Annotated in this window: 12 protein-coding genes; 7 read left to right on the top strand and 5 right to left on the bottom strand. The window is 66.3% G+C overall.

All coding sequences use genetic code 11. The features are described 5' to 3' along the window. Nucleotides 1-27: 27 nt before the first annotated feature. The 3 genes from ACVWWN_RS33795 to ACVWWN_RS33785 all read left to right on the top strand — a co-directional run bounded on the left by ACVWWN_RS33795 (nucleotide 28) and on the right by ACVWWN_RS33785 (nucleotide 3,158). On the top strand, nucleotides 28-1,458 hold the full coding sequence (locus tag ACVWWN_RS33795; protein WP_457147729.1) for a sugar transferase: 1,431 nt from the start codon (nucleotides 28-30) through the stop codon (nucleotides 1,456-1,458). A gap of 347 nt (nucleotides 1,459-1,805) precedes the next feature. Then, on the top strand, nucleotides 1,806-2,618 hold the full coding sequence (locus ACVWWN_RS33790; protein WP_457147728.1) for a biotin--[acetyl-CoA-carboxylase] ligase: 813 nt from the start codon (nucleotides 1,806-1,808) through the stop codon (nucleotides 2,616-2,618). 21 nt (nucleotides 2,619-2,639) lie between these two features. After that, nucleotides 2,640-3,158, top strand: coding sequence for a PH domain-containing protein (locus tag ACVWWN_RS33785; protein WP_457147727.1), 519 nt, complete (start codon nucleotides 2,640-2,642; stop codon nucleotides 3,156-3,158). Here ACVWWN_RS33785 and ACVWWN_RS33780 read toward each other — a convergent pair. Continuing rightward, nucleotides 3,113-3,781, bottom strand: a complete 669-nt coding sequence (locus tag ACVWWN_RS33780; RefSeq protein ID WP_457147726.1) for a GtrA family protein — start codon at nucleotides 3,779-3,781, stop codon at nucleotides 3,113-3,115. The genes ACVWWN_RS33785 and ACVWWN_RS33780 overlap by 46 nt on opposite strands. A gap of 129 nt (nucleotides 3,782-3,910) precedes the next feature. Here ACVWWN_RS33780 and ACVWWN_RS33775 point away from each other — a divergent pair, with 129 nt between their 5' ends. The 3 genes from ACVWWN_RS33775 (at nucleotide 3,911) to ACVWWN_RS33765 (ending at nucleotide 6,906) form a co-directional block, all read left to right on the top strand. Further along, entirely contained in the window at nucleotides 3,911-5,098 is a 1,188-nt protein-coding gene (locus ACVWWN_RS33775; protein ID WP_457149383.1) for a 5-(carboxyamino)imidazole ribonucleotide synthase, read from the top strand. Next, complete coding sequence (gene purE, locus ACVWWN_RS33770; RefSeq protein WP_457147725.1) at nucleotides 5,088-5,633, top strand: 5-(carboxyamino)imidazole ribonucleotide mutase; 546 nt, start codon at nucleotides 5,088-5,090, stop codon at nucleotides 5,631-5,633. Before ACVWWN_RS33775 ends, purE begins: the two co-directional genes overlap by 11 nt. Nucleotides 5,634-5,736: 103 nt before the next feature. After that, nucleotides 5,737-6,906 (top strand): acyl-CoA dehydrogenase, encoded by a 1,170-nt coding sequence (locus tag ACVWWN_RS33765; protein WP_457147724.1) that lies wholly within the window; start codon nucleotides 5,737-5,739, stop codon nucleotides 6,904-6,906. A gap of 24 nt (nucleotides 6,907-6,930) precedes the next feature. Here the strand turns inward: ACVWWN_RS33765 and ACVWWN_RS33760 are convergent, their stop codons facing one another. Next, entirely contained in the window at nucleotides 6,931-8,382 is a 1,452-nt protein-coding gene (locus ACVWWN_RS33760; protein WP_457147723.1) for a hypothetical protein, read from the bottom strand. 223 nt (nucleotides 8,383-8,605) lie between these two features. On the opposite strand from ACVWWN_RS33760, the gene ACVWWN_RS33755 reads away from it, so the two are divergent. Further along, nucleotides 8,606-9,649: a beta-galactosidase gene (locus ACVWWN_RS33755; protein ID WP_457147722.1), complete on the top strand. Its 1,044-nt coding sequence runs from the start codon at nucleotides 8,606-8,608 to the stop codon at nucleotides 9,647-9,649. On the opposite strand, the gene ACVWWN_RS33750 is transcribed toward ACVWWN_RS33755, so the two are convergent. The 3 genes from ACVWWN_RS33750 to ACVWWN_RS33740 form a co-directional block, all read right to left on the bottom strand. After that, complete coding sequence (locus ACVWWN_RS33750; RefSeq protein WP_457149382.1) at nucleotides 9,531-9,872, bottom strand: multicopper oxidase domain-containing protein; 342 nt, start codon at nucleotides 9,870-9,872, stop codon at nucleotides 9,531-9,533. The two genes, ACVWWN_RS33755 and ACVWWN_RS33750, sit on opposite strands and share 119 nt — an antisense overlap. Nucleotides 9,873-10,139: 267 nt before the next feature. Continuing rightward, complete coding sequence (locus ACVWWN_RS33745; protein WP_457147721.1) at nucleotides 10,140-10,847, bottom strand: TIGR03089 family protein; 708 nt, start codon at nucleotides 10,845-10,847, stop codon at nucleotides 10,140-10,142. Nucleotides 10,848-10,849: 2 nt separating this feature from the next. After that, a complete protein-coding gene (locus ACVWWN_RS33740; RefSeq protein ID WP_457147720.1) occupies nucleotides 10,850-12,328 on the bottom strand; it encodes an LCP family protein in 1,479 nt (492 codons plus the stop codon). Nucleotides 12,329-12,342: the final 14 nt, after the last annotated feature.

Here is a 12,342-nt window from a genome sequence, read left to right as displayed (position 1 = left end):
AGGAGGACCGTCCGGGAAGTTCGCCCGGTGGTACGGCCCACCTGGCAGAACCGCTACACCAAGGCCCTGCTTGTGTCTGATACTGCCGTGGTGATCGCCTCGGTCGCCGGGGCCCAGTGGCTGCGACTGCAAGGAGCGTATCAAGGCGTCAACGTCGCCTGGATTTACTACACCGTGGTGTCGATGGGTATCGCCGCGATCTGGCTGGCCTTCCTGGCCGCCTACCGCACCCGTTCGCCACGCATCGTCGGCGCCGGCGTAGAGGAGTATCGCCGAGTCTTCTCCGCGACGTTGGCCACCGTGGGCCTGATCGCGATGATTTTGATGATTCTCCGGCCGGAAATCGCCCGCGGGTACCTGGCGATCGCCCTGCCCGTTGGCTTGTTCGGCCTGTTGGTGGGCAGAAATCTGTGTCGGCGTGCACTTGCTCGGCGGCGTGCTGTGGGGCACTGCCTGACGTCGGTGCTCGCCGTCGGCGACGCGTATTCGGTGCGTAACCTCGTTCAGTCACTGGCGCGTGAGCGGGTCTATGGCTATGCGGTGGTGGGTGCCTGCCTCATCGGCCGCGCCAGGGGCGGAACACTGGACGTGCCCGGTGTCGGAGCGCTTCCTGTGCTGGGTGACGAGAACACCGTCGAGGAAGCACTGGCTCAGATGAGGGTGGACACGGTCGCTCTCACCTCCACCCAGCATCTCGGCCAGGAAGGCGTGCGCGAGATGTCGTGGCGCCTACACGACCTCGATGTCGACCTGGTGGTGTCGCCGGGCGTGGTCGACGTCGCGGGGCCGCGGCTCACGGTCCAACCGGTCGCCGGTCTGCCGCTGATCCATGTGGAGAAACCGCAGTACACCGGCGCGAAGCGCATTCAGAAGCGTGCCTTCGACGTGGTGTTGTCGCTGATGGTCCTGACCGCGGCCATGCCGGTGATGTTGGCCGCCGCCATCGCGATCAAGCTGACCAGCAGGGGTCCCGTCTTCTATCGCTCCGAGCGCATCGGACTGGACGGGCGCCCGTTCGAGATGATCAAATTCCGCACCATGGTGGTGGGCGCCGACCAACAGGTGGACAGCCTCACGGCGATCAACGAGAGCGTCGGCGGTGTGCTCTTCAAGATCAAGCAAGATCCACGGGTCACCAAGGTCGGTCGGTTCCTGCGGCGCTACAGCATCGACGAGTTGCCGCAGTTCTTCAACGTCCTCGGCCGCGACATGAGCGTCGTCGGACCGCGGCCGCCGCTGCAGGGCGAGGTCGCCAAGTACGACGACCAGGTGCGCCGCCGACTCCTCGTGTTGCCGGGCATCACGGGACTGTGGCAGGTCAGCGGCCGTTCGGACCTTTCCTGGGAAGACTCCGTGCGGCTCGACTTGTCCTACGTGGAGAACTGGTCGATCACGAACGATTTGCTGATAGCTATCAAAACGGCGCGAACAGTGTTCGGTGCAGCGGGTGCCTACTGATCGGTAGGTCGACCGGCTCAGTTTGCCGTGTACAGGCGGCTGGTGTGCCTCCCACTGCAGAATGCCGGGGACGGACTGAACCCGGTGTGGGCGTGGCCGTCGCTAAGGGGGCGTGGTGGCCCCCAGCCTGGCATTTCCCCGGCCGCGCGCGGCGCCCAACGGGCTGGTAGCGTGCACCTCCCAGGACGGCGTCCGTGCATTCGGCCACCAATTTGCTCTCAGCAAACATGTTGCGATCCAATGTTCGCGTCTACCGCATAAACAAACAAGATCAACTCCGCAAATCTCTCGGGCCGGCTGACAGGCCGTGGCGATTTCTCGAACGAGTTCCGACATATGCTCGGGGCATGTCCCGCGACATGCTTAGAACGCCACTGGACGCAGCCCTGTTGCGCATCGGCGCGATCGGGGCGGAGGGACCGTGGCGCCGCCTCGATGTGGTGGCGCAGACCGGATCAACCAACGCCGACCTGCTTGCCCGGGCCGCTACCGAGGACATCGACGGCTCGGTGCTGATCGCCGAACACCAGACCGAGGGCCGCGGGAGAAACGGACGGACGTGGACGACGGTGCCGCGGGCTCAGATCACCCTGTCGGTCGGCGTGAATGCGCATGGTGTGCCCGCCGACGCCTGGGGTTGGGTTCCGCTGGCCGCCGGGGTGGCACTGGTGGATGCCGTGGCCTCCGGAACCGGTGTCGAGTGCGGCCTGAAATGGCCGAACGATGCGCTGGTGGGCGGCAAGAAGCTTGCAGGCATTCTCGCCGAGGTTGCGCCGACGAAGTCCACCATCGTCGTCGGAGTTGGCCTGAACATCACCCTGAGCGCAGAGGATGCCCGCAATCCGTCGGCGACGTCGCTGCTGGACGTCGGCGTCTCGGCACCCGACCGCAATCGGCTGGTCGTCCTGCTGCTCAGCGAGTTGGGCAGTCGCTTCGAGGAATGGCGCGCGTCCGGTGGTCCGGGGCCGCGCCTCATCGCCGACTACCGGAAGCACTGCATCACGGTCGGCTCGCCGGTGCGGGCGATCCTGCCCGGCGGTCGCGAGGTGGTGGGTATCGCGCGATCGGTCGACAACCAGGGCAGGTTGTGCGTCGAGACCGATGGACGCACCGTGCCGATAGCGGCAGGCGACGTGACACATGTACGTCCGGCTCGGTAGCCCGGCCATTAAAGTCAGACCGTGAGCTACCCGGAGAACGTGCTGGCCGCCGACGAGCAGGTGGTGCTGCACCGCCACCCGCACTGGAAGCGACTGATCGGCCCGGTGCTGCTCCTGATGGTGGCCACCGCGTTGGCGGCGTTCGGCGCGGGTTTCGTCAATCAGACCGACTGGCAGCCCACGGCGCGCAACGTCGTATTGCTCGTCATCCTCGCGGTGTGGCTGGTGGTGATCGGGTGGCTCTCGGTCTGGCCGTTCCTGAATTGGTGGACAACGCATTTCGTGATCACTGACAGACGGGTGATGTTCCGTCACGGCCTGCTGACCCGATCCGGTATCGACATCCCGCTGGCGCGGATCAACAGCGTGGAGTTCCGGCACGGAATCCTTGACCGAATGCTGCGCACCGGGACGCTGATCATCGAATCAGCGTCGCAAGATCCCCTCGAGTTTCATGACATTCCGCGAGTGGAGCGGGTCCACTCGCTGCTGTATCACGAAGTCTTCGACACCCTTGGCTCGGAGGAATCGCCGAACTGAGCCAGTCGCCTGGCGCGGCGGGTGGTCGGGCGCAGCGGCGTCACGGTCCCGTCTTCCACAACCGGATCGCGTTGGTCCTCCATGGCCTCGGCCAGGCCGCCCGCGGTCAGCGATTCGACCGCCTTGTCCGGGTTGCGGGCGAACTCGTCGGGGAACACCCAGCGACGGAAGGCCCAGAACCGGAACGCCATCTGCAGCATGTTGCCGATCACGTAGGCGGCGACGAAGTCGGAGATGTTCTCCACGGTCAGGCTGACTTCCGGGACCCGCAGCATCAACACGTAGCTGGAGAACCACAGGGGCGCCATGGAGAGCAGCACGCCGACCCCACTGAAAGCGAAGAACATCAGCGCCTCGTGGTGACGCTCGCGCCCGCCTCGATCTCGGAAGCTCCATTCCCGGTTCAGGATGTAGGACGCGATGACCGCGACAATGCCCGCGATGATCTTGGCCGTGACGGGTTTGGGCTCCAGCACCGTGAGCTTGAGCGTGTAGAAAACCGCCGAGTCGATGATGAAGGTGGACGCGCCAACGATCGCGAATTTGATGAGTTCATGATGTCGTTCGAAGTACGGCCGGATCGGGCTGGGCAGCCGTGCGATCGTGGCATCGGTGAAGGACACAAGACGGGAGTCTACGGAACAACCTGGCCAACGCTTACTCCCGCAGGTCAAGGCACCCGACGCGGTGCCCGAGCGCCATGGCAACATAAGCGGGTGACCAGCACCTCGAACGGTCGTCCGGTGGTGACCATGATCGGCGGTGGTCAGCTGGCCAGGATGACCCATCAGGCCGCGATCGCGCTTGGGCAGACGCTACGGGTACTGGCGGTCAGTCCTGACGATCCGGCCGCCCAGGTGACACCCGACGTGGTGATCGGCGCGCACACCGACCTTGATGCGCTGCGCCTCGCCGCCGCAGGCGCGGATGCCTTGACCTTCGACCACGAACACGTGCCGACCGAATTACTGGAGAAGCTGGTCGGCGACGGGGTGAATGTCGCCCCGCCGCCGTCGGCGCTGATTCACGCCCAGGACAAGTTGGTGATGCGCCGCAGGCTAAAAGAGCTCGGCGCTCCCGTGCCGCGCTTCGCTGAGGTCACCGAGCTGGCCGACGTGGACGCGTTCGCCGCGCGGATCGAAGCGCCGATCGTGGTCAAGACCGCCCGCGGCGGCTATGACGGCCGCGGCGTGACGCTGGCCCGCGACCTGGCCGAGGCGCGCGACGTGGCCGGCCGGTACCTGGCCGACGGCGTGGCGGTTCTGGTCGAGGAAAAGGTGGCCATGCGCCGCGAACTGGCCGCGCTGGTGGCGCGTTCACCGTTCGGACAAGGCGCGGCGTGGCCGGTGGTGCAGACAGTGCAGCGGGACGGCATCTGTGTGGAGGTCATTGCGCCCGCGCCGGGCCTCGACGCGGAATTGGGCAGCGCCGCCGGGAGACTCGCGCTCCGACTAGCCTCCGAGCTGGGTGTGGTCGGAGTGCTGGCCGTCGAGCTGTTCGAAACCGTCGACGGCACGTTGCTTGTCAACGAGCTAGCGATGCGGCCGCACAACTCCGGACACTGGACCATGGACGGCTCACGTACCAGCCAGTTCGAACAGCACCTGCGGGCGGTGCTGGACTATCCGCTCGGCGACACCACGCCTATTGCGCCGGTTACGGCAATGGCCAATGTGCTTGGCGCGCAACAGACCCCGACTATGAGCATGGATGAGCGGCTGCATCATCTGTTCGCCCGGATGCCGGAAGCCAACGTTCACCTGTACGGCAAAGGCGAGCGGCCCGGCCGAAAGATCGGACATGTCAACGTCATCGGGGCGGCCGGTGGCTCGCTCGACGACCACGGATATGTCGCGGATGTCCGGGAACGCGCCACCCGCGCCGCACACTGGTTATCGCACGCCGAATGGACGGACGGGTGGCACGAGCATGGCCCATGAGCGCTTGCGCGATGAGCAGACGGCGTCATCGGCACCACAGCCGCGGGTTGGCGTGATCATGGGCAGCGACAGCGACTGGTCGGTGATGGAGGATGCGGCGCACGCGCTCGCCGAATTCGACGTTCCGTTCGAAGTCGGCGTCGTCTCCGCGCACCGGACCCCGGCACGCATGCTCGACTACGCGCGCACGGCCGCCGGCCGCGGTATCGAGGTGATCATCGCCGGCGCCGGCGGTGCGGCGCATCTGCCGGGCATGGTCGCCTCCGCAACCCCGCTTCCGGTGATCGGGGTGCCGGTGCCGTTGGCGAAGCTGGACGGATTGGACTCGCTGTTGTCGATCGTGCAGATGCCGGCCGGGGTTCCGGTGGCCACCGTGTCCATCGGCGGTGCCCGCAACGCGGGCCTGCTCGCCGTTCGCATCCTCGGTTCCTCCGACTCGCGGATGCGCGACCGGATCGAGGACTTCCAGCGCGCGCTGGAACGAATGGTGCTCGACAAGGACGCCGCGCTGCGTGATCGTCTCGTCGGCGATTGACGCGGCGTGGTGCGGGCGGCCCCTCCTCGGTGAGTGCTCGGGGCGGACCGCCGGCTCGTACCCGCCGGAGGGTAAAGTTACCGGCGAGTAGCAAGGAGACCCCATGGTTGGTTTGACGGGTAATTCGTCGTTCGATGCGTTCAAGCTCCCCGACGAGCATCAGGAGTTGCGCGCGGTGTTGCGCGATCTGTGCGAGAAGGAAATCGCCCCGTACGCGGCCGATGTCGACGAGAAGGCGCGCTATACCGATGAGGCGCTGGCGGCGTTGACCGCCTCGGGTTTTGCCGCCATCCACATTCCCGAGGAGTACGGCGGGCAGGGCGGGGATGCGGTGGCCGGCTGCCTGGTCATCGAAGAGGTCGCGCGGGTGTGCGCATCGTCGTCGCTGATCCCGATCTGCAACAAGCTGGGCACCATGGGCATGTTGATGCGGGGCAGCGACGAGCTCAAGAAGCAGGTGCTGCCATCGATCGCCTCGGGCGAAGCCGTCGCCTCGTACGCGCTGTCCGAGCGGGAAGCCGGCAGCGATGCCGCGTCGATGCGCACCCGTGCACGCGAGGATGGCGACGAGTGGGTGCTCAACGGCGCCAAGTGCTGGATCTCCAACGGCGGGCACTCGACGTGGTACACGGTGATGGCGGTGACCGACCCGGACAAGGGCTCGAACGGGATCTCGGCGTTCGTCGTGCACAAGGACGATCCGGGCTTCGTGGTCGGGGCCAAGGAGAAAAAGCTCGGCATCAAGGGGTCGCCGACCACCGAGCTGTATTTCGAGGACTGCCGCATCCCCGGCGACCGGATCATCGGCGACCCGGGCACCGGGTTCAAGACGGCGCTGGCCACCCTGGATCACACCCGCCCGACGATCGGTGCGCAGGCGGTGGGTATTGCGCAGGGCGCGCTGGATGCCGCGATCGGATATGTCAGGGAGCGCAAGCAATTCGGCAAGCCGATCGGCGACTTCCAGGCGGTGCAGTTCATGTTGGCCGATATGGCCATGAAGCTGGAGGCCGCCAGGCTGTTGGTATACACCGCGGCGGCGCGCGCCGAACGCGGCGAGCCCAACCTGGGCTTCCTTTCCGCGGCGTCGAAGTGCTACGCCTCCGATGTCGCGATGGAGGTCACCACCGACGCGGTCCAGCTGTTCGGTGGCTACGGCTACACCACCGACTTCCCGGTCGAACGCTTCATGCGCGACGCCAAGATCACCCAGATCTACGAGGGCACCAACCAGATCCAACGGGTCGTCATGTCCCGTGCCCTGCTGCGCTGACCGTCAGCCAGGCCGGGCCGACGCTCAGTTGAAGAGCGTCGGAATACCCTGCATCCCCGCTCCGGGATCGACACCGAGCACATTGGACAGAAGCGACGGGGCGACGTCGAGGACGTCGACCTCTTTGCGGGACGGTTCTGGGGAGATGCCCTGACCGTAGGCCAGCAGAATTCCCTCAGGGACGTGATAGGCGGTGTTGTCACCGCCGATACGTGCCCGGAAGCCGAGGCCGAGGTCGTTCAGCGCTCCCACTGCGCCGGGCTGCTGCCCGGCCGGCGTGTACTGCAGGCGGGTGGACTTGCCGGACTCCTCATCGGCCTTCTCGACCGCGAAGTTGTCGATGGCGAACGACAGTGTGCGGCCCTCGGGCCGGAACCGGGTGAACAGCGGACCGCCACCTTCGGCGACCACCGAAGCCAGGGGTCCGACCGCGGCCGCGGCGTCGGCTTCATCGGCGAAGATCAGCGACAGCATCGGATACATCGCCAGACCCAATTCGGCCGGCTTCAGGCCGAGTTGGGATACGAGCCGCTGGTGGTCCTCCAACACGAACAGACCACGATCGGTGAACCGGATCTCGATCGGGCCCTGCCCCATGCTGGCGGCGACGACAACCACCGTCTGCGGATGGGATGCCATGTACTTGTGGATGCGACCCAACTGCTGGTCGGTGAAATCCATCGCCGCGACGATGAAGCTGCCGTACACGTCGTCAGCGACGTAGTTGTGCTTCTCCGTGTAGCCCGGAATGGCATCGCCCCAGAATCGGTGCATCATGCTCGCGACATGGTTGGTGAAGAAGATGCTCAGCCGCGGTTCGATCTTGCGGTGTAACCGCCAGTAGAGGTCGAAGCTCGGCACCACCTGAAGCGACGGCCGAAATGCCTTGTAGCGCGGCTCTTTGCGTTCGCGAATCAGATGGGTGGCGAGGGTGGACGCGGACCGCGGAGTCAGGCCCTGCCGCACCAGGTCGACACCGGTCGCCAAGAACGTCTTCAGGTCGAGCGGCGCATCCGCCGAGAAACTGTTCTCACTTGTCATCGCGAGGTTGAACTGCTGGAACCGCTGCATCTGCGGCGGATAGGTCTTGCTGTCCTTGCTGAAGGTGTCCGGCACGTAGAAGCCGCCGTGGGCGAACTGCCGCGGCGGCCAACTCTGCAGCGGCCCGAAGAGACCGACGCTCAATCCGGCGTTCTCGGCCACATCCCAGATGGCCTCGCCGCGAAAGGTGGCCGGGTCCTGGCCCAGGTCGAATGAGTTGTGGTCATACGAGGAGGTGTGCAACGACGGCCAGGTGCGCCACGGCTGCAGGCCCTGCAGCTTTTCGGAGTCCTCGTGGATGGTGGTCAGCGATTGACCGCCATTGATCAAGGCTGCCAGGTTCGATTCCGGTCGCCGTTGGACGTAGTAGTCGACGACCTCCCACGGCACTTCATTGAGCTCGTAGAGGATGACATCCCGGTTACGGCTAGGCATCGTGGCGGCGCCCCCTTTAGGTCCTTCGAAGATGCGTGTCCGGCGGCGCCCCGCGGGCACCGCATACGATTTTGCCCGAACACGTTCACGCAAATGTGCGCGGCACCCGCCTCGTCATCGAGGCAGTCGTCAATCGGTCAAGGGACCAGTTTCGTGTACTCGGTGGCAAACTGCAAGTATGGTGAGCCGCGGACCGTCGAGGTTGTTCGGGTAGCGTCTTCGCATGGCCAGGCGGGCGGTGAGCATTCTGACGCGTCTGACCGTCTGCGTCGTCCTCGTCGGGGCTCTGTCCGCCGTGCAGCCCGGTGCCGTTGCCGCCCAGTTGGTGACTCCGGCCCAGGGCTACGGCTTCGGCCAGGGCGCCTCGATGCAGTGGATCAGCCCTGAGGACATCAGCCGCACCCTCGACGCAGTTTCGAAGACTTCGGCTTCCTGGCTCCGGGTCCTCGTCGACTGGAGCAGGATCGAGCCGGTCAAGGGTCAGTACGACTGGAGCCACCTCGACGACGTGGTCAACGGAGCGAGCGACCGCCATCTCGAGGTGCTCGGTGTCATCGCGTACACGCCGGATTGGGCACGAGCCCCGGATACCTACTTCACCGCGCCGCCCGTCAACCCCGCCGATTATGCCGCCTTCGCCGGAGAGGTGGCCCGCAGGTATGCGGATCGGGTGTCGAGCTGGGAGCTGTGGAACGAGCCGAATCTGCCTCTATTCTTTGGTTTCATGCCTCACAACGCCGCGCCCTACACCGGACTGCTCAAGGCCGCCTACCCGGCCATCAAGGCGGTGCAACCCAGCAGCACCGTGGTGGCGGCAGGGCTGAGCCGGTTGATCGGAGACGAGTCACCGCCGGCTTTCCTGGCCCAGATGTATGCGGCGGGCGCCAAGGGCTATTTCGACGCTGCGGCTGCGCACCCCTATGTATCCCCGGACGGGTTGGCCGCGGACCCCGAGAACGGCTGGTCGGACGTCGGCCGGATGAACGCGGTGATGGTCGCCAACGGCGATGGCGCCAAGAAAATATGGATGACCGAGATCGGTGCGCCGACCAGCGACAGCATCGAGGGCGTGACCCAGCAGGAGCAGGCCCGCCAGATCGTCGATGTGCTGGCCGCGGCGGCGGCCACCGGCTACAGCGGACCGGCGTTCATCTACAGCATCCGCGATGTCGACACCGCGAATCGGGGCGATCGCGAGGCCAATTACGGCGCGCTGCTGACGTCGGACTGGCAACCGAAGTTCGCCGCCGGCGTGTTGGCCAGGTAGCGCCGAAGTAGCTCTCGGCCGGCATACTCGACGAAGAACGCCATCCCGTCTCGAGGTGATAGGTGTTGTGGCAGTAGGTGATCCACCGGCCGGGATTGTCGGTGTCGAAGTCGACCCCGACGGTCTGCGCGGGCGGCACGAGCACGGTGTCGTTGCGCGCCTTCGGCACGTCCGCAGCCATCACCTGGAAGGTGTGGCCGGGTGGATGAAACGGGTGGAACATCATCGACTCGTTGATGAAGCGGATCCGCACCCGCTGTTCGCCTTCACCGCCACCTCCGGGGCCGGTGACAGGGTGGCGCTCGCCGGCGAGCAACTCGCCCAACACGGCGCGGACGTGGTGGTGACGCGCCCCGGACCGTCGCCCTCGCAGACGATCTCCGCGATCGGCTCACGATCGGCGCCGAACAGTGTCAACGTCTTCTGCATCCGACTGCTGCGCAAGCGTGGTCGATATCGTCGAGCGAGCGGGCGACCGGATCCGGCATGCTCATCCGCGGGTGACCTTCTCCATCTGCCTCCGCCGGTCCAGGGCCGTCGGATCGGGATTCGCCACCTGGACAAGCGAGGCACCGATCGCGAAAACCGCCGCCAGGTGGTCGATCAGCTCATCGGCGTCGTCCCAGCCGGCCATCGACATCACCCGGTCGCCGGCAGCGAAACCTTGCCTGGTCGCGGATGTTCGGGCGTCGGCGAGCACATCGGCGACCGATCTGCCGTCCAGCGCCAAGCCCGGGTTGCGCTCGGGCGAGATCTGATCGCCATGGACCCGCACCGCGGTGGCGTAGTCGGTCACGCCGACGGGCAGATCCGCCACGGGCTTGCCGAAGGGATCCAACGACAGTACCGCGATCTCGCCGGCGCCGACGGCATCGTCGGCTTCGGCGAGCCGGCCTGCGGTGCACAGCCCGAGGTCCGCGGACGTCCCGTCGAGCACGACTTCCGCACCGATCCACCAGATTCCGAACAGCACGGCGGCGGTCTGCCAGTGCGCCGGCAGCAGCACGGCAACGCGGGTGCCCGGCCCGGCGCCCAACTCGTCGCGCAGCAGGTTGCCGGTCTTGGCGGCCCAGTTGGCCAGCGTCACCGTCGAAAGCTCGATCCGCTCGCCGGTGGCGTCGTCGTAATAGGTGATCCGCGGCCCGGCGGGATCGGAGGCCATCAGCGGATCGAGTACCGCCGAACTGACTGTGGTCACGTCTAGTTCACGCAAGCGGGGTCGTTGGACCCTGCGGTGAGGATCGGCGATGGCGGAGGTGGTGCTGAATCGGCCGAATCATCCGATCCGGAGGCGACGGGGTCGGCCGTCGAGAGTGTCGGGTCGCTGCCGTCCAGTCCCGAACCCGGGCCGGTGTAGTCACCGGCCAGCACCACCCGGACCGAACCCGGCGTCACCGACGGATCGGCGACGACCGGCAGCCCGCCGAGCTCCTTGGAAACCGCCTGCGCCCCAAGGTCATCGGCCTTGGCGGCCTGCACCTGACTGCCATCCACGTGGCCACCCTCGTTGTTGCCGGTGCTGCCGGTCGCGAATCCCTTGGTGGTCAGCAGGTGCGATACCGCGGCGGCCAGGCCGTTGATGTCGGTGTCGTTGACGACGTCGGCTGTGGTGTTGCCCGGCGAGTAGGCCAATTCCTCGGTCTTGCCTTCGTCCTGGTCGTGCAGCAGACTCGCCACCCACTGCTTGACCTCGCGGGGGTCGACCCGCACCACGCTCTGCATGCCGTCGTCGCTCCAGCCGGCCTCCTCGAGAATGGGGATGGTCGCGAACGCCACGCTGCCGGCCGCCAGCGCCTGCAGCTGCTCGACGAAATCCATGATGTCCCAGCCGTCGGAGAGCACCACCGAACGCTGGACGGCGTCCTGTAGCCGGTTCAACGTGGCGGGGCTGGACAGCGTCTTGCCGGAGATGACCTCGTGCGCAAGCGATGCCATCACCGCCTGCTGTCTGGTCACCCGGTCGAGGTCGCCGCGGGGGAGGTCGTGGCGCTGCCGGACGAAGCTGAGCGCCTGCGGGCCGTTCAGTGTCTGCCAGCCCGCCGGGAAATCGGCGCCCGAAAGAGGTTCGTAAACGGCATCTTTCAGGCACACCTTGACACCGCCGAGGGCGTCGGTGATCAACGCGAAGCCGAGCAGTCCGATTTCGGCGTAGTGGTCCACCGTCACGCCGGTGAGGTTGGCGACGGTCTTGATGAGCGCCTCTCGACCGGCTTCGGCCGCCTGCGGCTCCGCCTGTGCGGGGTCGACGCCTTGCTGTTCGACGAGCTTCTTCAGCTTCTCCAAGTGCACCGAGCCGTAGACGCCGTTGATCTTCAACTTGCCCACGCCGGGGGCTTCTACATAAGAGTCGCGGGGAATGGAGATGGCGGTGGCGGATTTCCCGTTGTTGGGGATGCGCACCAGGATGATCGTGTCGGTGTTGGTCGAGACATCGTCGCCGGCCCGCAGCGTCGCCAGTTCCTCCTCGGAGAGGGGGTTGCCGTGGGCGTCGGTACGGCTGTCCATCCCGACCAGCAGGATGTCGATCGCACCGTCGTCGCCCCCTTCGCCGAGCGCGATCGACGAGATGTGGTTGATGCCGGATTCGAACGACCGGATCTTGCCCCACGCGACGCCGGTGCCGACCACGATGGCCAGGGCCACCGCCACGGCGATGACACGTGACATGCGAGCGGGCATCTGCCCAGGCTACT

Source organism: Mycobacterium sp. URHB0021 (assembly GCF_054057895.1).
Note: the sequence above shows the minus strand (reverse complement) of the source record. Positions and strands in the feature narration are given on the sequence as shown.

Coding starts and splice junctions, on each gene's coding strand:
- ACVWWN_RS33750 (WP_457149382.1), bottom strand. CDS start 9,872: ATGTTCCACCCGTTTCATCCACCCGGCCACACCTTCCAGGTGATGGCT.
- ACVWWN_RS33740 (WP_457147720.1), bottom strand. CDS start 12,328: ATGCCCGCTCGCATGTCACGTGTCATCGCCGTGGCGGTGGCCCTGGCC.
- ACVWWN_RS33790 (WP_457147728.1), top strand. CDS start 1,806: ATGTCCCGCGACATGCTTAGAACGCCACTGGACGCAGCCCTGTTGCGC.
- ACVWWN_RS33765 (WP_457147724.1), top strand. CDS start 5,737: ATGGTTGGTTTGACGGGTAATTCGTCGTTCGATGCGTTCAAGCTCCCC.
- ACVWWN_RS33760 (WP_457147723.1), bottom strand. CDS start 8,382: ATGCCTAGCCGTAACCGGGATGTCATCCTCTACGAGCTCAATGAAGTG.
- ACVWWN_RS33775 (WP_457149383.1), top strand. CDS start 3,911: ATGATCGGCGGTGGTCAGCTGGCCAGGATGACCCATCAGGCCGCGATC.
- purE (WP_457147725.1), top strand. CDS start 5,088: ATGGCCCATGAGCGCTTGCGCGATGAGCAGACGGCGTCATCGGCACCA.
- ACVWWN_RS33755 (WP_457147722.1), top strand. CDS start 8,606: ATGGCCAGGCGGGCGGTGAGCATTCTGACGCGTCTGACCGTCTGCGTC.